The 24,549-nt window shown below is 34.6% G+C and carries 17 protein-coding genes and 1 tRNA gene; 5 read left to right on the forward strand and 13 right to left on the reverse strand.

From position 1 onward, the window contains the following. Window positions 1–24 precede the first annotated feature (24 nt). From AC23MC_RS10350 to AC23MC_RS10370, 5 genes are read right to left on the reverse strand one after another with little or no spacing between them, the layout of a single operon-like run. Window positions 25–588: a c-type cytochrome gene (locus AC23MC_RS10350; RefSeq protein WP_487568288.1), complete on the reverse strand. Its 564-nt coding sequence runs from the start codon at window positions 586–588 to the stop codon at window positions 25–27. Between the two features lie 9 nt (window positions 589–597). Continuing rightward, window positions 598–1,122 (reverse strand): DUF3341 domain-containing protein, encoded by a 525-nt coding sequence (locus AC23MC_RS10355; RefSeq protein ID WP_487568289.1) that lies wholly within the window; start codon window positions 1,120–1,122, stop codon window positions 598–600. A 21-nt stretch (window positions 1,123–1,143) separates the two neighbouring features. Further along, window positions 1,144–2,547, reverse strand: a complete 1,404-nt coding sequence (gene nrfD, locus AC23MC_RS10360; protein WP_248435846.1) for an NrfD/PsrC family molybdoenzyme membrane anchor subunit — start codon at window positions 2,545–2,547, stop codon at window positions 1,144–1,146. Between the two features lie 36 nt (window positions 2,548–2,583). Then, window positions 2,584–5,679, reverse strand: coding sequence for a TAT-variant-translocated molybdopterin oxidoreductase (locus AC23MC_RS10365; RefSeq protein ID WP_487568290.1), 3,096 nt, complete (start codon window positions 5,677–5,679; stop codon window positions 2,584–2,586). Window positions 5,680–5,711: 32 nt separating this feature from the next. Beyond that, window positions 5,712–7,046, reverse strand: a complete 1,335-nt coding sequence (locus AC23MC_RS10370) for a c-type cytochrome (RefSeq protein WP_487568291.1) — start codon at window positions 7,044–7,046, stop codon at window positions 5,712–5,714. A 219-nt stretch (window positions 7,047–7,265) separates the two neighbouring features. Here AC23MC_RS10370 and AC23MC_RS10375 point away from each other — a divergent pair, with 219 nt between their 5' ends. Further along, on the forward strand, window positions 7,266–7,655 hold the full coding sequence (locus AC23MC_RS10375; protein ID WP_487568292.1) for an SPOR domain-containing protein: 390 nt from the start codon (window positions 7,266–7,268) through the stop codon (window positions 7,653–7,655). Between the two features lie 56 nt (window positions 7,656–7,711). On the opposite strand, the gene infB is transcribed toward AC23MC_RS10375, so the two are convergent. The 3 genes from infB to rimP are packed head-to-tail and all read right to left on the reverse strand — an operon-like array spanning window position 7,712 to window position 12,312. Further along, entirely contained in the window at window positions 7,712–10,549 is a 2,838-nt protein-coding gene (gene infB / locus AC23MC_RS10380; RefSeq protein ID WP_487568293.1) for a translation initiation factor IF-2, read from the reverse strand. A 35-nt stretch (window positions 10,550–10,584) separates the two neighbouring features. Next, on the reverse strand, window positions 10,585–11,829 hold the full coding sequence (gene nusA, locus AC23MC_RS10385) for a transcription termination factor NusA (RefSeq protein WP_487568294.1): 1,245 nt from the start codon (window positions 11,827–11,829) through the stop codon (window positions 10,585–10,587). Between the two features lie 18 nt (window positions 11,830–11,847). Then, the gene (gene rimP / locus AC23MC_RS10390; protein WP_487568295.1) at window positions 11,848–12,312 is read right to left on the reverse strand and encodes a ribosome assembly cofactor RimP; all 465 of its coding nucleotides are present in this window, start codon (window positions 12,310–12,312) and stop codon (window positions 11,848–11,850) included. Window positions 12,313–12,491: 179 nt separating this feature from the next. Here rimP and AC23MC_RS10395 point away from each other — a divergent pair, with 179 nt between their 5' ends. Next, window positions 12,492–13,316: a universal stress protein gene (locus tag AC23MC_RS10395; protein WP_487568296.1), complete on the forward strand. Its 825-nt coding sequence runs from the start codon at window positions 12,492–12,494 to the stop codon at window positions 13,314–13,316. 97 nt (window positions 13,317–13,413) lie between these two features. Here the strand turns inward: AC23MC_RS10395 and AC23MC_RS10400 are convergent. Further along, window positions 13,414–13,484: transfer RNA gene (locus tag AC23MC_RS10400), tRNA-Gln, on the reverse strand. Between the two features lie 240 nt (window positions 13,485–13,724). Here AC23MC_RS10400 and AC23MC_RS10405 point away from each other — a divergent pair. Beyond that, window positions 13,725–16,922: a glycosyltransferase family 117 protein gene (locus AC23MC_RS10405; RefSeq protein WP_487568297.1), complete on the forward strand. Its 3,198-nt coding sequence runs from the start codon at window positions 13,725–13,727 to the stop codon at window positions 16,920–16,922. A 40-nt stretch (window positions 16,923–16,962) separates the two neighbouring features. Then, window positions 16,963–17,607: a polysaccharide deacetylase family protein gene (locus tag AC23MC_RS10410; protein ID WP_487568298.1), complete on the forward strand. Its 645-nt coding sequence runs from the start codon at window positions 16,963–16,965 to the stop codon at window positions 17,605–17,607. Here AC23MC_RS10410 and AC23MC_RS10415 read toward each other — a convergent pair. Both AC23MC_RS10415 and AC23MC_RS10420 read right to left on the reverse strand, forming a co-directional pair. Next, window positions 17,604–17,900 (reverse strand): thioredoxin family protein, encoded by a 297-nt coding sequence (locus AC23MC_RS10415; protein ID WP_248435864.1) that lies wholly within the window; start codon window positions 17,898–17,900, stop codon window positions 17,604–17,606. The two genes, AC23MC_RS10410 and AC23MC_RS10415, sit on opposite strands and share 4 nt — an antisense overlap. Window positions 17,901–17,971: 71 nt before the next feature. After that, window positions 17,972–19,204 carry a metallophosphoesterase gene (locus AC23MC_RS10420; protein ID WP_487568328.1) on the reverse strand — a complete coding sequence of 411 codons (1,233 nt, stop codon included), beginning with the start codon at window positions 19,202–19,204 and terminating at the stop codon, window positions 17,972–17,974. Between the two features lie 229 nt (window positions 19,205–19,433). On the opposite strand from AC23MC_RS10420, the gene polA reads away from it, so the two are divergent. Continuing rightward, complete coding sequence (gene polA / locus AC23MC_RS10425) at window positions 19,434–22,298, forward strand: DNA polymerase I (RefSeq protein WP_487568299.1); 2,865 nt, start codon at window positions 19,434–19,436, stop codon at window positions 22,296–22,298. Window positions 22,299–22,472: 174 nt separating this feature from the next. Here polA and AC23MC_RS10430 read toward each other — a convergent pair whose 3' ends face one another. Together AC23MC_RS10430 and AC23MC_RS10435 are read right to left on the reverse strand one after the other, a co-directional pair. Next, window positions 22,473–23,237 (reverse strand): hypothetical protein, encoded by a 765-nt coding sequence (locus AC23MC_RS10430; RefSeq protein WP_487568300.1) that lies wholly within the window; start codon window positions 23,235–23,237, stop codon window positions 22,473–22,475. 197 nt (window positions 23,238–23,434) lie between these two features. Continuing rightward, window positions 23,435–24,457 carry a LacI family DNA-binding transcriptional regulator gene (locus AC23MC_RS10435; protein ID WP_487568301.1) on the reverse strand — a complete coding sequence of 341 codons (1,023 nt, stop codon included), beginning with the start codon at window positions 24,455–24,457 and terminating at the stop codon, window positions 23,435–23,437. Between the last annotated feature and the right edge of the window lie 92 nt (window positions 24,458–24,549).

Consider the following 24,549-nt stretch of genomic DNA (forward strand, 5'->3'; position numbering starts at 1 on the left):
TCTATACAATCTAGTTGTCAATAATTATAATTTACTTTTTAACTGAAGAACATAATCAGTCACTAACCAACGTTCGTGTTGCGATAATTGATTAGCATGAGAACCCATTGAATTTAAACCATAGGTAATCACGTGAAAAACACTTCCTTCAGTAACTGGTCTATCGGCATAACTTGGAACTCCAAGGAATTTTTCTCTTTCTACTAGTTTTCCTTTTCCATTTCCTGATTCACCATGACAAATTGCACAATAAATTCCGTAAAGTTCTTTTCCTTTAGCAGCTTCTTTTTCAGAAATTGAATCAATCGGAGAAAGCAAATTTGCTTTTGCTAAATCGTATCCGGCAGTTGAATTTTCGTATTCATAAATTTCAAAACCTCTTTTGATACTTCCTTGCGGTGGTTCTTGAGCGGTTTGGCCTTTTAATTGGTTTTTCCCATTAAACGCCTCTGATTCAGCATAAGTTTCATACCCAACTGATTCATACATATTTGGAAAAAATTGATAATTTGGACTTTTGCTATTAAAACAAGAGGTCACCGATAAGGCTAATCCAAACAATAGGGCTATTTTAAATAAGCTTTTCATATTTCTATCTTAATGCTTTTCTACAACTTTAATTTCTACTGCTCCTGTTTTCTTTAAGAAATCAGACAGTTCTTGCTCGTTATTGTGAACAGCAACTTCCATTAAAAAGTGGTCATCTGTTGTTCTAACATCTGGGTTTTCTGCTTGTTTAAATGGCCATAATTTACTTCTCATATAAAAAGTAATAACCATTAAGTGAGCAGCAAAGAAAACTGTTAACTCAAACATAATTGGCACGAATGCCGGCATATTTTCAATATAACTGAAACTTGGTTTTCCACCGATATCTTGAGGCCAGTCTTGAATCATGATATAATTCATCATCCAAGTAGCAAAGCTTAAACCAACAACACCATACATAAAAGAGGCAATTGCTAATCGTGTCGGAGCTAACCCCATTGCTTTATCCAATCCGTGAACCGGGAAAGGAGTATAAACTTCTTCAATATGATGATGAGCTTTGCGAGTCTCTTTCACTGCATCCATTAGGATGTCATCATCATTATATAGTGCCTGTATAACTTTAGTACTCATAATTTCTTACTACTAATTATCTTAATGATTATGGTGATGTCCTTCTTCTTCTCTTTTTCTTTTGTAATTATCTCCGGAAGATTTCAAGATGGTTTTTACCTCTGCTTGAGCAATCACAGGGAATGATCTTGCATATAATAAGAACAATACAAAGAAAAATCCGATTGTTCCGATAAAAATTCCGATATCCACAAACGTTGGGGAAAACATTGTCCACGATGACGGAAGGTAATCTCTGTGTAATGAGGTTACGATAATTACAAAACGCTCAAACCACATTCCGATATTAACAACAATTGAGATTACGAACGAGAACATGATACTTGTTCTTAATTTTTTGAACCACATGAACTGGGGAGAAAACACGTTACACGTCATCATCGCCCAATAAGCCCAAGCATAAGGACCGGTTGCTCTGTTTAAGAAAGCATATTGTTCATATTCTACACCGGAATACCAAGCAACAAACAGCTCTGTAATATAGGCGACACCCACAATAGAACCTGTAATCATAATTACAATGTTCATTAACTCAATATGTTGAATGGTGATGTATGCTTCTAATTTTGATACTTTACGCATGATAATCAACAACGTGTTTACCATTGCGAATCCTGAGAATACCGCTCCTGCAACGAAATAAGGAGGGAAGATGGTTGTATGCCAACCCGGAATTACCGACGTAGCAAAGTCAAAGGATACAATTGTGTGTACGGAAAGTACAAGAGGAGTTGCTAATCCGGCAAGAACTAAAGATACCTCTTCAAAACGTTGCCAATCTTTTGCTCTTCCACTCCATCCGAATGATAATATAGAATAAACTCTTTTTGTAAAAGGAGTAATCGCTCTGTCTCTCAACATGGCAAAGTCAGGAAGCAAACCTGTCCACCAGAAAACTAACGATACAGAAAGATACGTTGAAATTGCAAATACGTCCCAAAGTAATGGTGAGTTAAAGTTAACCCACAACGAACCAAATTGATTTGGAATTGGAAGTACCCAATATCCTAACCATGGACGACCCATGTGAATAATTGGGAACAAACCTGCTTGCATTACAGAGAAGATGGTCATTGCTTCCGCAGAACGGTTAATGGCCATTCTCCACTTTTGACGGAATAATAACAGTACCGCAGAAATCAACGTTCCGGCGTGACCGATACCAACCCACCAAACGAAGTTAGTGATATCCCAAGCCCATCCAACAGTTTTATTTAATCCCCATGTTCCGATACCGGTAGAAATGGTGTAAATCATACAACCTAATCCCCAAAGGAAAGCGGTTAATGCGATTGAAAATACAATCCACCATTGTTTGTTTGCTCTTCCTTCAACAGGAGCAGCGACATCTACTGTTACATCGTGATAAGATTTATCACCTATAACTAAAGGTTTTCTAATGGGTGCTTCGTAGTGAGACGACATAATCCTTTATAGTATTTCTTATTAATTAAATTTTAACTACGTATTTCTAACTTTAACATGATAGAATACATTTGGTTTTGTTCCAACGTGCTCCAATAAATGATACATTCTATCATCTTCAACCAATTTGGCTACATCACTTTCTTTATCATTCACATCACCAAATACCATTGATCCGGTAGAACAAGCACTTGAACAAGCTGTTTGGAATTCGTCTTTATTTACAGGACGACCTTCTTTTTTCGCTTTCAAAATAGTAGCTTGTGTCATTTGAATACACATAGAACATTTTTCCATAACCCCTCTTGAACGAACGTTTACATCCGGATTCAATACCATACGCCCTAAATCGTCATTCATATGGAAATCGAATTCATTGTTTTTGTTGTATAAGAACCAATTGAAACGACGTACTTTATACGGACAGTTATTTGCACAGTAACGAGTACCAACACATCTGTTGTATGCCATGTGGTTTTGACCTTGACGGCTGTGAGATGTTGCAGCAACAGGACAAACTGTTTCACATGGTGCATGGTTACAGTGTTGACACATTACAGGCTGGAAAGCAACTTGAGGATTTTCTGCCGGATGTTCCATTTTTCTGAAACCGCCTAATGAACCTGTAGTTTCTTCATCACCAGCAATGAAACCACCTAAATCAAGACCATCAAAACCTTCTTTTTTCTCAATATCTTTTGCAAATGTTTCTTCCGAAGAATAATATCTGTCAATACGCAACCAGTGCATATCTCTACTTCTTCTTACTTCTGATTTTCCTACTACAGGAACGTTATTTTCAGCATGACAAGCGATTACACAAGCACCACAACCGGTACATGAATTCAAATCGATTGACAAGTTGAAATGATGACCAACTGATCTATCAAAACTATCCCACAAATCTACTTTTGTAGCTTCAATAGGTTTGTGATCCATAGAAACCATTGGTGGTGGATTCCATTTTTTAGCATCTTTTTCTGTATTGAAAATGGTTAATGTCGTTTCTTTGATAATATCACCACGACCCATTAATGTTTTTTGTGATTGAACTGAAGCAAACTCATGTGCTCCACTTTCTAAAGCAATTGAAACCGGTTGCGATGCATTGAAACCTTTGTACAAGGCATACGCATTCACACCCACTTGCATTGCTTCTTTTAAAGCTGCTTTTTTACCATATCCAAGAGCTAAACCAACTGTACCTTTGGCTTGACCAGGCTGAATAATTACAGGAACTTTTTCAAGCTTTGTATTTCCAACTGTTACCGTTACATAGCTTCCGTTAAGACCACCATTGGCAACAATTTCGTTTTCAATTCCTAATTTTTCTGCATCTGCTTTAGAAACAGTTAAATAATTATCCCAAGAAACTCTTGTAATTGGATCCGGAAACTCTTGTAACCATGGGTTATTGGCTTGTTGCCCGTCTCCCATTCCGGTTTTGGTATATAAATTTAATTCGAATGAACTTGATTTTACTTGAGCTAAAGCAGAAGCTGCGGCTGAAAAATCAGCACCTCCACCTCCAACATTAGCCGAAACTGTAGCCGAAACAAATATCCCATCATGAATCGCTTGATTCCAAGTTTTTTCAGTTAAAATTCCGGTTGACCAGGTTTCTTTTAAGAAATCATAATAAGTCTTATTGCTTCCGTTCCAAACCAACAAATTATCTTGTAATTGACGAGAATTAAACAACGGACGAATCGTTGGTTGAGTAACTCCGAAAGTTCCTTTGATAATTTCTACATCTCCCCAACTTTCCAAATAATGTGGAGCTGGAGCTGCAATGGTTGTTAAAGAAGCTGTTTCATCCTCTTTCAAAGAAATGGCAACAGAAAGTTTTGCTTTTTTCAAACCATCAGCAAATGTTTTTCCATCTGCTAAAGTATAAACCGGATTTACACCACTCATAATAAGTGTATGTACTTTTCCACCATTCAAATCGGCTACCAACTGAGCAACTGCTTGGTTAGAACCTTTTCTGATTTGTCTGGTTTGGTTTGTATTGAATGCTTCGCTGCTTAATTTAGCATTGATTGCTAATACTAATAACTGTGCATTTTTATCATCGATACCGGAAACTAAAACACCTTTAGAACCCGATTGATTTAATTGTTCTGCAATTTTTGTGATTTCAGCTTCGTTTGCTAATTTTCCAACTGCAACAGGAGTTCCTGTAACAATACTGAAAATTTTAACTAAAGCTAATTTTTGTTCTGCCGTTGACATTGGAATTCTTCTGTCAGCTGCAGCACCGGATAATGTCATATTCGCTTCTAACTGAATATGTTTTGACATTTTTCCTTGTTTTGGAACTCTTCCTTGAGCATATCCTTTATCAAAACCACCACCTTGCCAATCTCCTAAGAAATCTGCTCCAACGGAAACAATCGTTGATGCTTTTGAAAAATCATATTCTGCTAAAGCTCTTTCTCCATAAACTGCTTCAAACGCATCTAACGCTTCTGAAGAAGAAACAGCATCATAAATTACATGTTTTGCTGTTGGATTGTTTGCTATAAATTCGGCAACTAATTTATCGGTAGAAGGGCTTGCTAATGTTCCGGTTAAAAGAACTACTTGAGCACCAGTTGCTTTTGCATCGGCTAAACTAGCTTTTACTTTTGCATCAACTTCCGACCAAGAAGTATCTTTTTGGTTTAGCTTAGGTTGTTTTAAACGCATGTTGTCATACATTGACAAAACCGAAGCATGAACACGAGCGTTAGCACTAAAATTAGCACCTTCGATCGTATTGTTTTCTATTTTTATTGGACGACCTTCGCGAGTTTTTACTAAAATGTTAGCAAAATCGAAACCGTCGAACATTGTTGTAGCATAATAATCTGCAATACCTGGAATAATTTGTTCCGGTTGCACTACATAAGGAATAGATTTGATCACTGGTCCTTCGCAGGCAGCCAATGAAGCGGCAGCTGTACTAAAACCAACGTATTTTAAGAAATCACGTCTTGAAGTAGAAGAGTTAGACAAACTGTCTTTATCTCCCAAAAACTCATCCGTTGGAATTGGCTCCACGAATTCATTGTTTCTTAACGTCTCAACAATAGAACTGTTATCGCTTAGCTCTTCAACACTTTTCCAGTATTTTTTGTTTGATGACATACTGTATATATATTAGCTTCTTAATAAATTAATTAATAGTGACATTTTCCACATTCTAAACCTCCCATTTGTGCAGCCGTTAATTTGTCTACACCATATTTTTTAGAAAGCTCTTCGTGAATTTTTTTGTAGTAATCATTGTCTTTCAATTTCACATCTGTTTCTCTGTGACAATTGATACACCATCCCATGGTTAATGGAGAATGTTGTTTCATGATTTCCATTTCTTCTACCGGACCGTGACAAGTTTGACATTCAATTCCAGCCACAGTAACGTGTTGTGCGTGATTGAAATAAACTAAGTCTGGCAAGTTATGAATACGAACCCATTTAACAGGCTGTGTTTTTCCGGTATATTTTTGATTGGCTTTATCCCAACCCACTGCATCGTACAATTTTTGAATTTCCCCATCGTAGAATGCTTTGCTGTATTCTGGTGTAGCAGTGCTTTCTGCAACTTCTGAAACATTTTTATGACAATTCATACAAACATTTAAAGAAGGAATTCCAGAATGTTTACTCTCTCTTGCAGATGAGTGGCAATATTTACAATCGATACCATTTTCTCCGGCATGAATTCTGTGTGAATAATGAATTGGCTGAATTGGCTCATAGCCTTGATCAACACCAATCTGCATAAACCATCCATACACAAAGTAAGCACTGGATAATAAAAGGAAAATAACGGTTACTAAAACCAAGAATTGATTTTTAGCAAATGCTTTCCAAATTGGTAACGTTTTTTCTTTTTGAGCTACTTCAATTCCGTTTGCCTTTGCGATTTTAGACAACACATTGTTAACTAAAAACAGCATCACAACTAGCATTCCTAAAACTAATGCAAGAGCCCCAAGAATTACTTCGTTTGAAATTCCACCTGACTGAGCAACTACTCCTTCTGGACCAGGTGTTGGTGTCGGCGGAGCAGCAATCGGCTCCATCGTATAAGCGATAATATTATCAAGATCTGCATCTGATAATTGAGGAAACGCAGTCATTGGAGACTTGTTAAACTCGTTAAAGATTTTGTTTGCTCTTTCGTCTCCCGATTTGATTAATTCAGCACTGTTACGAATCCATTTGTACAACCATTCTTTTTCATACTTATCACCCACCCCACGCAACGCAGGTCCGGTCATTTTTGCATCCAATTTATGACATGCCGCACATTGAGCATTGAACAATGCTTTTCCCGCAACTGGATCTCCTGAGGCAGTGGCTGGAGCAGGTGCAGCAGCGGTTGCGTCAGTAGCTGGAGCCGGAGTGGCTGCATCTTGAGCAAAAATTTGAATAGAAAAAGTTAGCATAAAAGCTAAACTAAACAGTAGAACTCTTGAAATCGAATTAGGGTTACCCACCTTTTTCATATATTAGAATATAATTTTGTCGACTAATTTTTGGTATGATTTTTTCTATAGCTTACAATAAAACGTGCATTTTATTTTAAACTCCGACAAAAATACGACTTATGAACTATTCTCAAAACCTTAAAATACCCTTAAATAGTAATTTATATTTATTCTAAATAATATTTATTGTTTTGTTTTATTTCATAACCATTACATTTGCATTAAAATCAATTCATTATGTTATCAAAAGAAAGAAAAAAACTGTTTTACTCCCTTATTTTACTTGTTTTATTATTTACAAATAATGAAGTTTTCGCACAAACTACTACTGTGGAACAAGATGCGAAATTCGAACAATTGTTAAATGAAAAAAGAAGAGTAAACGCCTCATTGACGGTGAATGATCGTTGGAAAATTCAAATTTTTACAGGGAATAATGAAAACTCAAGAAAGGAACTCATTTCTTTTAAAAGAGAGAATAAAGATTTTGATGCAACGATTGTTTTTCACACACCAGTTTATAAAGTTTGGGTTGGAAATTATAAAACCAGAATTGAAGCAGAGAGAAATTTGAAGGAATTAAAAGCAAAATATCCAAATGCTTTTTTGATCAAACCTAATAAGTAAATTTCACAATCCTATAAAAACAAAAAATCCCGATTGCTCGGGATTTTTTATACTTATTATTTAAGCTTTTTCTTAACTTCTACTTGGCTGAATGATTCGATTAAATCGCCTACTTCAATGTCATTGTAGCCTTTAATTTGCATACCACAATCATATCCTTTAGAAACTTCTTTTACGTCGTCTTTGAAACGTTTTAGAGCAACCAATTCGCCAGTGTAAATTACAACACCTTCTCTAATTAATCTAATTTTAGAGCTTCTGATGATTTTTCCATCAACAACCATACAACCTGCAATGGTACCAATTTTTGAAATTTTGAATGTTTCACGGATTTCGGCTGTACCTGAAATTTCTTCTTTTAATTCCGGAGACAACATTCCTTCCATCGCATCTTTCAAATCATCAATTGCATCGTAGATAATTGAATATGTTTTGATATCAATTTCTTCTTTATCTGCTAATTGTTTCGCATTTCCGGCAGGACGCACATTAAATCCGATAATAATTGCATCGGAAGCCGAAGCTAACAATACATCTGATTCGGTAATGGCACCAACACCTTTATGAATAATTTTGATTTGAATTTCTTCGGTTGACAATTTAGAGAACGAGTCAGAAAGTGCTTCTACCGATCCATCCACGTCACCTTTCAAAATAATATTCAACTCTTTAAATTGACCTAATGCAATACGTCTTCCAATCTCGGCCAACGTGATGTGTTTTTGAGTTCTAACTGATTGCTCACGCATCAATTGTGAACGTTTTGCAGCAATTTGTTTCGCTTCGCGTTCGTCTTCAAACATATTAAATTTATCACCCGCAGTTGGAGCTCCATCCAATCCTAAAATAGAAATTGGTGTTGATGGCCCGGCTTCTTTGATACTGTTGCCACGTTCATCATGCATCGCTTTTACTTTACCATGATTTTTACCTGCCAACACATAATCTCCGATTCTAACTGTTCCGGCTTGAATTAATACAGTTGAAATATATCCTTTTCCTTTATCTAAATAAGCTTCAACCACAGTACCAACAGCCGGCTTGTTCGGATTAGCTTTTAAATCTAACAATTCAGCTTCTAGTAAAACCTTTTCGAGTAATTCTTTCACACCAATTCCCATTTTTGCTGAAATGTCGTGCGATTGAATTTTTCCACCCCAATCTTCCACCAATAAATTCATTCCGGCTAATCTTTCTTTGATCTTTTCAGGATTAGCATTTGGTTTATCTACCTTATTAATAGCAAAAATCATTGGAACACCAGCGGCTTGAGCATGGCTGATTGCCTCTTTGGTTTGTGGCATGATGTCATCATCAGCTGCAATTACGATAATCGCAATATCTGTCAATTGAGCACCACGTGCACGCATCGCGGTAAACGCTTCGTGACCCGGTGTATCAAGGAATGCAATTTTTTGACCGTTTTCCAAGGTTACACCATAGGCTCCGATGTGCTGCGTAATTCCTCCGGACTCACCGGCAATTACGTTGGCTTTACGAATATAATCCAGCAACGATGTTTTACCGTGGTCAACGTGACCCATTACGGTAACAATCGGAGCTCTGTGAACTAAATCTTCCTCTTTGTCTTGTACGATTTCGATAGCATCTTCGATATCTGTTGTAATGAATTCTACCTCGTAGCCAAATTCATCTGCCACGATTGATAATGTTTCAGCATCCAAACGTTGGTTCATGGTTACCATGATTCCCAATGACATACATGTTCCGATTACTTTGGTAATTGGCACGTCCATCATTGTTGCAATTTCACCTACGGTAACAAATTCTGTTACTTTGATTGTTTTGCTACCTTCTTCGATTGCTTTTAATTCATCATCCGAACGTTGACGGTGCGAATCTCTTTTATCTCTACGGTATTTTGCCGCTTTGCTTTTATTTCCTTTACCTTGAAGTTTTTCTAAGGTTTCACGGATTTGTTTTTGTACTTCTTCTTCCGTTGGCTCAACTTTGGCAACAATTGCAGGGCGAGCACTTTTGTTGAAACCCGGTCTGATTGCTTGACCCGGACGAGGCGGACCTCCTTGTGTATTTCCGGAATTCTGGCCTCCAGGAGTTCCCGGTTTAGGTTGAATTCTTTTTCTTTTATTTTTATTTGGGTCATTCGAACCACCTGGTTGCGTAGCAGATCTTGGTTGAATTTTTGGTTCTTCCTTTTTCTTTTTAGGTTTATCGAATTGAGACAAATCAATTTTTTGTCCGGTAATCGTAGTACCAGACAATTTCTGATATTGTGTCTCAAATTTTTCATCCATTGGTGCTTGAGCAGGAACAGCAGGAGTTTGAGTGGAAGCAGCAGGAGTTGGCGTAATTGCCGGTTTTTTTGTTTGTTCAATTTTTTGAACTTCCGGTTTTGGTTCAACTTTTTCTGGAGAAGCTTTTGGTTTTTCTTCTTCCACAATTAGTTTTTCCTGAACAGGCTCTTCTATTTTTACAACTTCTTGAACTGGTTCTGGCTTAACTTCTTCTACTACTTTTTCAACTTCTGGAACGGGTTGTTTTTTGGGCTCTAAGTCAATTTTTCCAACCTGTTTTGGTCCGGTTACAGTTGCTTTGGCTTTAATAACCTCTTGTTGTTGTTTTAAAAGTTCTTCGTCATGCTTTTTCTGCAATTCCAATTCCTTTTCTCTTTCAACACGTAGAGCTTCTTTTTCTTTACGTTTTTCTTCACTCACTTCTTTAGAAGCTTCTTTATTCCCCTTATCGCCGGCAAATTCATTACAAAGAATTGAATATTCATTTTCAGAGATTTTTGTGTTTGGACTAGCTTCAATAGTAACACCTTTGTCTTTTAAATAATCGACAGCTCTCTCCAAAGAAATATTTAATTCCCTTAAAATTTTATTAATTCTTATGTTCTTTTCTTCAGACATATATTTTTTTTAGTGTGTGTTCTTTTTTGTGAAGTTTACGCTTCAAATTCTGATTTTAAAATTCTCATCACATCTTGAACAGTTTCTTCTTCTAAGTCTGTTCTTCTGACTAAATCTTCTATAGTATGTTTTAATACGCTTCTTGCTGTATCTAAACCTATTTTTGCAAATTCATCGATTACCCATGCGTCAATTTCATCAGAGAACTCTGTTAATTCTACGTCATCTTCTTCTTCAGCAACATTTCCTTCACGGATAACATCTAATTCATAACCTGTTAATAAGCCGGCTAATTTGATGTTGTGTCCGCCACGACCAATTGCTTTTGAAACTTCTTCTAATTTCAAAAACACTTCGGCTCTTTTTTTGTCTTCATCAATTTTGATAGAAGAAACTTTTGCAGGGCTCAATGCTCTTGTTATAAATAATTGATTATTACTTGTATAGTTGATAACATCAATATTTTCATTTCCTAATTCGCGAACGATTCCGTGAATTCTTGATCCTTTCATTCCTACACATGCTCCAACCGGATCAATTCTGTCATCATACGAATCTACCGCAACTTTTGCTTTTTCTCCGGGAATTCTAACCACTTTTTTAATCATGATTAATCCGTCGAAAATTTCAGGAATTTCTTGTTCAAATAATTTTTCCAAAAACTTTTCTGAAGTTCTTGACATAATAATTTGCGGTTTATTTCCTTTTAATTCTACATTTTCAATGATTCCACGAACGTTATCTCCTTTACGGAAAAAGTCGGATGGAATTTGTTTTTCTTTTGGCAATACAATTTCGTTTCCGTCATCATCTACCAAAATTACAACTCTTGGACGAACATGGTGTACTTCTGCAGTATAAATTTCGCCAATTAAATCTTTAAATTGTTTATAAAGATTTGTGCTATCGTGTTCATGTATTTTTGAAATCAAGTTTTGACGAAGTGCTAAAATGGCTCTTCTTCCTAAATCGATTAATTTTACTTCTTCTGAAACATCTTCACCTACTTCAAAATCTGGTTCAATTTTTCTGGCTTCTGATAAAGAAATTTCTGAATTTTCATCTTCTACTTCACCATCGGCTACCACCACACGGTTTCTCCAAATTTCCATATCTCCTTTGTCAGGATTGATGATGATGTCGAAATTATCATCTGAACCATATTTCTTTTTCAAGGCATTTCTAAAAACATCTTCTAAAATGGCCATGAGGGTAACACGATCGATTAATTTATCGTCTTTAAACTCTGAAAATGATTCGATTAATGCTATATTTTCCATGCTAAACTACTTGTGTTTTTAAAATGTTATTGTCACTATTGCTTCTTTAATCTCTGAGTAAGGTAGTTCTCTTGTTTTTTCTACCGTTTCTTTTCCTTTACCAATCTTTTTAGGCTCTCTCGCTGTCCAAGTCAAGGTAATAAATTCGTCGTTTGCATCGGTTAAAACAGCTTCTATTACATCTGTTGCGGTTTTAACTTTTACTGTTCTTCCTATATTTTTTTTGTATTGTCTTACTAATTTTAGTGGAGTTGAAACACCTGCAGAAGCCACTTCAATTGAAAAATCCTGCTCTTCTCTATCTAAATTATTCTCGATTGCTCTGTTAATGTCGATACAATCTTGAAGTGTAACTCCTTGATCACCATCTAACGTAACTATAATTTTCATAGCATCTGTGATGGTTAAATCAATCAAAAAAACCGATGGCTTTTCACTCAACCCCTGATTTAATAAGGCAACAACTTTATCTTTAAATATCATATTTTTATAAAAAGAGGCACGCAATGCGTGCCTCATTATTTACTTTTTAATCAAATAACGGTGCAAATATAGTGATTTTTTTCATAATTGAAAATTCATTGCAAAATCATAAAAATATTTTGTACCTTTATGTTTTAAAACAACCTAAAAAAAACCAATCTATTTTACAAAACTTTTTTATGAAAAAAATTTTAATTCCAACCGATTTTTCTCAACACGCAGAATATGCCCTAAAAGTAGCGGCTCAAATCGCAAAAAAACATGATGGTGAAATTATATTACTTCACATGTTAGAATTGCCTCATCAATCTGGTGACGCAGTAAGTAGCGGGCATGCTATTCCTGAGCTTATGTTCTTTAAAAATGCAGCTATTAGCAAATTAGAAAGCCTCATGGATGCGGATTATCTTGAAGGATTAAAAGTTTCCGAAATAATTCAGTTTGAATTAGCTTTTGACGGAATCATTAATCTCAGTAAAAAAAATGACATAGACTTAATCGTTATGGGTTCGCATGGTGCCAGCGGATTTAAAGATATGTTTATTGGCTCTAATGCTGAAAAAGTTGTTCGTCATTCGGAAGTTCCTGTGTTAATTATAAAAAAAGAAATTCCTGATTTTAACATTAAGAAATTCGTTTTTGCTTCAGATTTTACAGAAGAGGTTAAGAAACCTTTCGCAAAAGTGGTTGAAGCGGCTAATAAGTTTGGTGCAGAACTAAATTTAGTAATGATTAATACTCCAAATAGTTTTAAATCTACTTTAGTTGCTCAAGAGATTATGGACAAATTTGTTGCTCAATTTCAAATCAACAGTTATTCAACACACATTTTTAATGACGCAAATGTTGAAAAAGGAATTTTAAATTTTGCAAACAGCATTAATGCAGACTTGATTGGAATGTGCACGCACGGCCGCAAAGGACTTTCACACTTTTTCAACGGAAGTATCAGTGAAGACTTAGTTAATCATGCAGTAAAACCGGTTTTAACTTTCAAAATATAATCTACCACATATTCTTATTTAATCCCGTTTCATTATTCTAACGGGATTTTTTATGCTTTAAAAACAAAAAACCCACTCGTTAAAGTGGGTTTGTTTGTTGGTCCACAAGGACTCGAACCTTGAAAGACTGCACCAAAAACAGTTGTGTTACCATTACACCATGGACCAAAATCGCTTGATTGCGGGTGCAAATTTATACTATTTTTTATTTAAAGCAAATAAAAAAAGTAATTTATATAAAAAAAAATTGCTTTGCAACCTCATCAATTTATAAACGAGCTAATTAAGTGATTAAATTGTAACAAATCATACAATAATAATTAACAAAATTTTGTTAAGCCATGGTCGTTTCAACAAAAAAATAGTTTCTTTGTAGCTAGATTCAAGCATAAACAATAAATAGTACTGATGACTACACTCAATTTTAACAAGTGGAATACAATTTTAGGATGGTTCACTTTTGCCGTTGCTCTAATTACTTTTACATTAACAGTAGAACCAACTCTAAGTTTTTGGGATTGTGGCGAATACATTTCTACTTCAGCCAAACTGCAAGTTGGTCACCCACCCGGAGCTCCACTTTTTCAAATGATTGGTGCGTTTTTTGCCATGTTTGCTCCAGATGATTCAAAGGTTGCATTGATGGTAAACATGATGTCTGTGTTTTCTAGTGCATTTACTGTTTTATTTATGTTTTGGTCTTCTTCTTTACTGTTGAGAAAAATAGTAGCTCGATTTAAAGAAATTACTAAAATGGATGAAGTTGCTATTTTAGGTGCTTCTTTGGTTGGTGCTTTGGCTTTCACATTTACCGATAGTTTTTGGTATAATGCAGTAGAAGCAGAAGTGTATGCAATGGCAACTCTATTAATTTCGTTATTATTTTGGCTTGGCTTGCGATGGGAAACAGATATGCACACACCTCGCGGAAATAAATGGTTACTTTTAATTTGCTTGGTTGTAGGTCTTTCATTTGGTGTTCACTTTATGGCATTATTGACAATTCCTTCGATTGGATTATTGTACTTTTTTAAAAATTACAAAACAATAACTATCAAAAATTTCATCATCGCCAATATTGTAGTTGTTGCGATTTTATTGTTTATTTTTAAATTATTATTGCCTTTAACCATGTCTCTTTTTGGGAAAACAGAAGTTTTTATGGTAAATACATTTGGGTTACCTTTTAACTCCGGAACTATTTTTATGACCTTGTTTTTAATAGCATTCTTCTATTTTGGATTGAAATTTACCCGAACAAAGAACCTTCCGCAATACAACACTATTTTATTATGTATTCTTTTTGTTCTTATTGGTTTTTCAACCTGGATGATGCTTCCTATTCGTGCTAATGCGAATGTTGTAATCAATGAAAACCGTCCGTCTGATGCTCGTGAGGTATTGGCTTATTATAATCGAGAACAGTATCCTCAAAATCCATTGTTTTATGGTCCGCAATTTACTGATATGTTTGCCGGATTAGACCCAGACGAACCATATTTAGACAAAGCTCCCAACTATGAACGTGATTACAAAACAGGTAAATATGTAATTACAAACAACTACATCAATGCTACACAAAATAGCCACAATGCACATAAAGCTTTTTTACCTAGAATGTGGAATGGCGAAAGTGCTTTAAATTACATGGAGTTTACTAATGTGGTAGATTTTAAAATTGATCCCGAATATGCTCATGAACAAGAACTAGTTGATATTGTTTCGCAATTCAGACAAGCATATAGTTCAGGAAGATTGGATAACGAAGATTATATTTCATTTTTAAAAGGCTATGGAAATTATCTAATTGTAGAAAAACCGACAGCATCAGACAATTTCCGATTTATGTTTGAGTACCAATTTGGTTATATGTATGTTCGTTATTTGATGTGGAATTTTGTGGGAAGACAAAGTGACGTTCAAGGAAAATATGACAACGAAGGAAACTGGCTAAGCGGAATTGATTTTATTGATGAGATCTTTTTAGGCTCTCAAAAAAATCTTCCTGAAGATGTACTAACAAATAAAGGAAGAAATGTTTACTACTTTTTGCCTTTTATTTTAGGTATCATCGGATTACTTTATCATTCTAAAAAAGACTTAAAAAGTTTTTATGTCTTGCTGGCATTGTTCCTGTTTACAGGAATTGCTTTAAAAATCTACCTCAACGAAAGACCTTTTGAACCCCGAGAAAGAGATTATGCCTTAGTTGGTTCATTCTATGTGTTTGCTATTTGGATAGGAATTGGCGTTTATGCTATTTTTGACACATTACGAAAATGGATGCAGCCAAAAATTGTTTTCCCGGTTGTTTTTATTGCATCCCTTTTAGCCGCTCCGGTTCTTCTTGCCTCGCAAAACTGGGATGACCATGACCGTTCAGGAAAATATACTGCTTTAGCTAACGCAAAAGGTTATTTAGAATCCTGTGAGCCAAATGCCATTTTGTTTACAATTGGCGACAATGACACTTTCCCACTATGGTATGCTCAAGAAATTGAAGGAATACGAAGAGATGTTAGAGTTGTAAATACGCAATTGTTTATGACTGACTGGCACATTGATCAAATGAAAGCAAAAGCCTACACATCGGAACCATTGCCAATATCTTTCGACAGAAATTTATATGCCGGAGATAAATTAGATTATTGTGTTTATAATGAAATTACACAAAACCGTTGGGAATTAAAAAGCTTTATCGATTTTATTAAAAGTGATGACCCAAACACCAAACTTGAAATGCAAAGTGGGCAAAGCGTACATTTCTTCCCAACAAATAAAATTCGATACACTGTTGACAAAGAAGCGGTTATTAGAAATAAAGTTGTTTCTGAAAAATATTACGACTCCATTGCTCCATATATGGATATTGACATTAATGATAGAGCAATTTATAAAGCTCGAATTATGATGTTTGATATTCTTCAAAATAATAATTGGGAAAGACCTATCTATTTTACTGGCGGAAGCGATACAGACGAAGATTTTCTGTGGATGAAACAATACCTTCAGTTGGATGGTTTGGTTTACAAATTAGTTCCAATCAAAACACCATACAATCCTGAAAATGGACAATTGGAAATGGGAATGATTGATAGTGATAAAATGTATGATATTGTTATGAAATGGGACTGGGGCAACAGCGATGGCGATATTTATCACGACATTGAAACCCGAAGAAACAGCATTACCTATCGACTAAACTTATCTCGATTAATGCAGCAACTCATTGTTGAAGGAAAAACAGAAAAAGCCAAAAAAGTTATCGATTTGGCGATGACTAAATTACCATTAGAAAAATACGGTTTCTATACGTTGTTAGAACCTTTTATTGCTGGTTATTATGATGTGGGTGAAACCAAAAAAGCTCAAGAATTAACTGCAAAATTAGTTGAAAAATATAACGACAATCTAAATTATTTTGTTAGCCAAAAAGCATCAGAACAAAATGATAATATGTATGAAATCGTTAAAAACATAGAACGATACCGATCATTGATTCAAGTTGTAAAAAGAAAAAACGACACTGCATTTTTTGAAAAAAACAGAAAGATTTTCAACGGTTACAACAAACGATTTGAACGATTTAGACGTGATAATGAATAAAAATCAGAGCCATTAAGTTGGCTCTTTTTGTTTTAAGAATATGGATTTACTCTGGATAAAAACAAACCCGATTATTAAAAACATTTTTTCAAATTACGTTTGGACTATTCCGAACGATGAAAAAAAAGTGTTTCTAACTTTTGATGATGGACCAACTCCGGAAATCACCGAATGGGTTGTGGCACAATTAAAAAAGTATAATTTTAAAGCTACTTTTTTTTGTATTGGAAATAATATAGCAAAACATCCTGAACTATTTAATCAATTAATTACTGAAGGTCACGCTATTGGAAACCATACTTTTAATCACGTGAAAGGTTGGAACACACCAAACAAGACCTATTTAAAAGAAGTTGAAAATTGTGAGGAAGAAATTAAAAAAGCATCCTTGATCCCTATTCCATCAAAACTATTTCGTCCTCCTTATGGAAAAATTAAACCTTCACAATCCAGAAAACTGCGAAAATTGGGCTACAAAATTATTATGTGGGATGTGTTGAGTGCCGACTATAAGCAAACAATCACGAAAGAAAAGTGTCTTGAAAACGTAGTAAAAAATGTGGAATCAGGAAGTATAATCGTTTTTCACGATAGTATAAAAGCATTTACGAATTTGGAATTTGTACTTCCAAAAACGCTTCAATTTTTATCCGAAAACGGATATCAATGTGAAATAATTAGTTAGACTTGTTCTTGAACTAAACCAATAATTGTGTTTGCATCCAACTCACCGGATTGTCTCCACACCATCTGACCTTCTTTGTAAATCATTAAGGTAGGAAGACCTTTGATACGAAGAGCATCGGCCAATTCCTGATTTTTATCTACGTCTATCTTAATTACTTTCGCTTTATCGCCCAATGCAGCCGCTACATCTCTTATTACAGGATGCATCGCTACAGATGATTCGTTCCACTCAGTGTAAAAATCAATTAGCACCGGAACTTGAGCATTAATAAGTTCACCAAACTTTGACATAAGGACAAATTTTATTTAAATATAAACCTATTTTTTAACATATTAAGTACAAATGTAGCATATTTTACGAATTACGCTACTTTTTCTGCCTTTTTTAATTCGATTACAGTAATTTCAGGCCAAATTCCTACTCTTCCCGGGTAAGCGTGGAATCCAAAACCTCGATTTACATAAACGTATCTTCCTAAATTTTCATACAATCCAGCCCATTGCTTGTAAACATATTGCACGGGACTCCATTTAATAAAACCGGGAATTTCTATTCCAAATTGCAATCCGTGTGTATGACCGGATAACGTCAAATGGAAGTTTTGTTCATGATCTTTCACTTCATATTCCCAATGACTTGGATCGTGACTCATCAAAATTTTGAAATCTTTTTGATTTAATCCGTTTGAAGCTTTGATTAAATCACCAGCTTTTTTGAAACTTTTTCCCCAATTTTCAACACCAACAACAGCAATTTCATCGCTTCCGTTTTTCAACTTTACGTTTTCATTCATTAATAATTTAAAATCAATTTGACGATGTAAATCTTTGATGGCTTCAAAATTATCTTCTTTTTCCTTTTGAGTTGGCCAATCAATATATTCGCCATAATCGTGATTTCCTAAAACAGAATATTTTCCAAATTTGGGATTGTGTATTTTCTTGAAAGTATCAACCCAAGGATGCATCTCAGTAGCGTGTGTGTTCACGATATCTCCGGTAAACAAAACCATATCCGAATTCTGTTCATTAATTAAATCAACCGCATATTGAATTTTTTCAGGATTATCAAAACTGCCGGAATGAATATCTGAAATGTGCGTTATGGTTGTTCCGTCAAAACTATCTGGTAAATCACTAAAAAAAAGTGTTTGTTTGATGACTTTAAAATTATATTTTCCTTTGGTCATTCCATACAAAAGTGACAAAAAAGGAACGGCTGCGACGCCAAGAGCAATCTGACTGACAAATTTTCTTCTTTCGGGAAGAAAAGAACTTTGCTCCGTATTTCCTAAAAAATGAGAAATTGTGCCGGATATTATTCGATAAAAATCTTCGCCGAACATTACCAAAGTCAAAATAATTTTAGGAATATAAACGATTAAAACCAAACCAAAAGTGAGAAGTGTGCTCGAATTTTGCCCTACACGACGATCAAATTGAGTGAAAGAATAGATGATAAACGCCAAAATAAGTACGCTTAAAAGCACATACGAATACTGAACCCATTTTATTTTTGATAAGGTTCTAAAGGCTTGAAATGCATAAACTTCAATAAATAAAACAAACGCTATAAAAAACAACAAACGAGTCATTAATTTCAATTTTTACACAAAATAACAACATCTGCAGTTGATTGATTTGTATTTATTAAAAATTTAACGGTTGTAAGTCATTATGACGGTACTTGAAAAGTCAAATAATGATTTTCCATTTAATAGAAATTTAGTGGTTGCAAAAATGTCGAAATCAGAAATTGGTTTCGGCATTTTTCATTTTTATGAATCAAAAATGTATCTTTGAAATCTTCAATAAATAAGATTTATGTCAACGCAAAAACGCCTTTTCCTTCTCGATGCTTACGCTTTAATTTTTCGTGGGTATTATGCTTTTATAAAAAATCCGCGAATCAATTCCAAAGGAATGGATACTTCTGCCATTATGGGATTTATGAATGCTCTTATGGATGTGATTAAACGTGAAAAACCCGACCATCTTGCCGTAGCTTTTGATAAAGGTGGAAGCGATTACCGTTATGAAATGTATCAAGAGTACAAAGCTCATCGAGACGAAACACCGGAAGCCATTAAAATTGCAGTTCCTTATATTCAAGAATTGTTGAAAGCAATGCAAATTCCGATTATGGAAAAAGCAGGTTTTGAAGCCGATGATTTAATTGGAACCTTAGCCAAACAAGCCGAAAAAGAAGGTTTCCAAGTTTTTATGGTCACGCCCGATAAAGATTTTGCTCAGCTGGTTTCCGAAAATATTTTTATGTACAAACCCGCCCGAATGGGGAATGACATTGAAATTTGGGGAATTCCCGAAGTTTTAGCCAAATTTGAAATTGAACGTCCCGAGCAAGTGATTGATTTCTTAGGAATGATGGGCGATTCTGCGGATAATATTCCCGGTTTTCCGGGTGTTGGTGAAGTGACCGCCAAAAAATTATTGAAAGAATTTGGTTCGATGGAAAATCTTTTAGAAAACACTGATAAATTAAAAGGTGCTTTAAAAGATAAAATCGAAAACAATAAAGAACTTGGAATTTTATCCAAAAAACTGGCTCGAATTCTACTCGATTGTCCGGTAACTTTTAATGCTGAAGATTTTGAACTTTCTAAACCCGATGTTCAAAAAACGGATGAAATTTTTATGGAATTGGAATTTCGTCAAATGAAAACTCAATTCGATAAACTTTTTGGAACCGGAAAAGAATACGACGAAATTGACATTAATGAAGCCTCTTCAGAAACATTAGAAACACCAAAAGCAGCCAAAAAAGTTCCCACCAAAAAATCCAATGAAGATCAATTTGATTTATTCGGTTTTAGTGATGATGATTCGGATGAAGTGAGAACAAATTCGTTTTATGCCACGTTAGAAACGACTGAACATTTTTACCAAATCGTGCAAGGGGATTTACCGGTGAAGTTATTGATGCAAAATTTAATGAATCAAACTTCGGTTTGTTTTGACACCGAAACCACCGGAATTGATGCGTTGAATGCCGAATTGGTTGGTTTAGCACTTTCGTGGGAAAAAGGAAAAGCATTCTACGTTCCGTTTCCCGAAAATCAAGAAGAAGCTCAACAATTAATTGAAAAATTCAGACCTTTTTTTGAAAATGAAACGATTGAAAAAATCGGTCAGAACATCAAATATGATTTGAAAATTTTAGCGAATTACGGAATTTCTGTCAAAGGAAAATTATTTGATACGATGATTGCTCATTATTTGATCAATCCCGATATGCGTCATAATATGGATGTTTTATCAGAAACATATTTGAAATATTCCCCAAAATCTATCGAAACTTTAATTGGAAAAAAAGGTAAAAATCAGAAATCAATGCGTGATGTCAATTTGGAAGACATCAAAGAATATGCTGCCGAAGATGCTGATATTACGTTTCAATTAAAAGAAGTTTTCAGTCCGATTTTAGACAAAGCCGAAACGAAGAAATTGTTTGATGAAATCGAAATTCCGTTAATTCCGGTTTTAGCCGCGATGGAATCCGAAGGTATTCGCTTGGATGTGGAATTTCTGAAAAAAATGTCGATCGATATGCAAAAAGACATCACCGAATTTGAGCAAAAAATCTATGAAACAGCGGGTGAAAAATTCAATTTAGCTTCACCCAAACAATTGGGCGACATTTTATTTGAAAAATTAAAAATCGGCGGAGCCAAACAAAAGAAAACCAAAACCGGTCAATATGCCACAGGCGAAGAGGTGTTGAGTTATTTAGTGAACGAACACCAAATTGTGAAAGACATTTTGGAATGGCGACAAATGGTAAAGTTGCAAAGCACGTATATTGATGCGTTGCCGAATCAAGTCGATCCAAAAACGCAACGTGTGCACACCGATTATATGCAAACGGTTGCCGCAACCGGACGATTGAGTTCAAACAATCCGAATTTGCAAAACATTCCGATTCGTACCGAAAGAGGTCGATTAATTCGAAAAGCATTTATTGCCAGAGATGAAAATTATACGTTAGTTTCTGCCGATTATTCGCAAATTGAACTTCGCATTATTGCTGCTTTATCAGGCGAAGAAAATATGATAAAAGCGTTTCAAAACAACGAAGATATTCATAAAAGTACTGCCGCCAAAGTGTTCAATGTTCCGTTGGAAGAAGTAACCAAAGAACAACGAAGCAACGCTAAAACGGTGAACTTCGGAATCATTTATGGTGTTTCGGCATTCGGACTTTCAAACCAAACCAATTTATCCCGAAAAGAAAGTGCCGAGTTGATCGATGCGTACTACGCCACTTATCCAAAATTGAAAGCCTACATGGCAAACCAAGTTGATTTTGCCAGAGAAAATGGTTATGTACAAACGGTTTTAGGGAGACGACGTTATTTAAAAGACATTAATTCCGCCAATGCGATGGTGCGAAGCGGTGCTGAACGAAATGCCGTCAATGCTCCAATTCAAGGGTCAGCTGCCGATATCATCAAAATAGCGATGATCAATATTCATCAAAAATTGACTTCCGAAAATTGGCAATCCAAAATGTTATTGCAAGTACACGATGAGTTGGTGTTTGATGTGCACAATTCAGAATTGGAAAAAATTCAACCGATGATTAAACACGAAATGGAAAACGCGTTTAAATTAGCTGTTCCGTTGGATGTTGAATTGGGAATGGGAAGGAATTGGTTGGAGGCTCATTAAGATAGTTCTCTGTTTTCAGTTTTCAGTCAAATCGTCGAACAAAGTTTTTAGTATTCTACTTGTCGTAGTTGAGGTTTTGGTACCTTACCTTTCGATTAAAGACTGAAGTTTATTATTTAAGAGGACTTCAACCCAACCACCGCAATTACACGAAATGGCTGTTGTGTGAAACTATTACTTTTTCTGAACTATATCTTCTACCCAAAAAATTGGTAAATCATCTTTTTCATATTCATTAAATATTGTATAATTGAATGTTACACCACTGTTTGTTGATACGTCAATTTCATATATCTTGTTCTTTTGAAAAAAAATTTTTCCATTAAACTCTGGACAAGTTTGAATTAACAATACATAATTTTGTTTATAGTTTGGAAAATCTGTACTTAACACTTTATATTTATGGACAATAGCAAATGCTTCTCTTCCACAATTTGGCGTCATTGTTACCTTTTCTAATAATTTACCAATAAATTTATATTTATATGCTTGTCGCTCTACTAATGCAAAACCAATTTCACCGGAAAAATCAGAATGCTCTATAATTAATTTTATATCATCATTTTCTACATCTTCTTTTGATTTATTTAGTGTTTTATATCTATGATAACCTAAAACATAAACCTCTCGTACTATCTTGTTTGATGAACTGTCAACAACTTTAACATAAATCGGCATTTTTGTTGATTTATCATAATATGTGTACAAAATTTTATTAAATTCTGAAAAAATGGCAATAGATTTTAATAACGTATCACCTTTGAGATAACCTTTTACTTCTACTGGTTTATGCTTAACCTGAAATAAAGCAGATGTAGTGACAGAATCTGTAAATTTAGAAATTTCTATTTCTTCAATTAATTTAACTTTTAACTCATCATCTTGTGAATAAATTAAAGTTGATATAAAAGTAATTAAAATTAATACAAATTTTTTCATTTTTTTGCTCAATAGTTTAGGGAAAATAGCAACTTTTGTAATAATTTCTACTCGGATCTTATTCAACATTTACAAAATTATAAAGTACAAAACAGAGAAAAAGACTGAACATATAAATAGTTATTTCATATCAACTATATTGTATTGTCTTTTATTCTATTTATGTTAAATTCTGATTTGTAAGTTTCCAAAAAAACCTATACTCTCCTAGTCGAATCCCTTTGTCTCAACTCCGTTTTTACAACCGTAGTTTTAAACGTCGGTGTTTCTTGTTTTCGTTCGAGTTTTTCAATTAAAAGTTTAGCTGCTTCTTCACCAATTTCTGGTCCGTGTTGACTGATGGTAGACAAACTTGGTGTTAATCTACGTGACCAAACACCGTCTGCAAATCCAATAACACACAAATCTTCCGGAATTTTAATTCCTTTTTGGATGGCAATTTTCATCGCCATGGTGGATGAATGTTCATCTACAGCCAAAATACCATCCACTTCTTTTGATGCTAATAATTTTTCCAAACGAGCATCAAAATCTTCTTGACTGTCAGTTATAATGATATGCTTATCGTTAATGCTTATTTTATTGTCTTGCAATGCTCTTTCATAACCCAACGCACGGTGTTTTCCCACACTTAAATTATCAATACAAGAAAGTAGGGCGATATTTTTACAACTTATTTTCAATAAATGATTGACAGCTTCAATCGAAGATTCAAAATCATCTACAATCACTTTATCACAATTTACATCTTCCATGATACGATCAAACATTACAATTGGCAATCCTTCACGAAGAATTTCTTTAAAATGCGAAGAAACATTTTTGGCTTGCGATTCTTCCGAAACCGATAGAATAAAACCATCTACCGTTCCATTGCTCAACAAATCCATGGCTTGCTTTTCTTTGCTAAGTGATTCGTTTGAAATATATGTAATCACATTATATCCTTTTGCATTGGCTGCTTTTTCAATTCCACTAAACACTTTGGCGAAAAAGGGATTCAATATATTAGGTATAATTACCGCAATTGTATTTGTTCGCTGGTTTTTTAAATTCTTAGCCATGGAGTTTGGCTTATAATTTTGAAGCTTAGCATATTCCTGAACCCTAATTTTTGTGGGTTCACTAATTTCATGACTATCACTCAATGCTTTAGAAACAGTTGAAACGGAAATTCCTAAATCTTTTGAAATTTGTTTTAATGTGGCTTTTGGCTTCATATCTTTCGAATTTAGACGTAAAAATAGTAAAATAATGAATAGATTTGATGTGATTGACATTTATCTGATGATGAAAACTCATTTTATTTGTA

The sequence above is a fragment of the Flavobacterium sp. T50_26 genome, assembly GCF_057652995.1.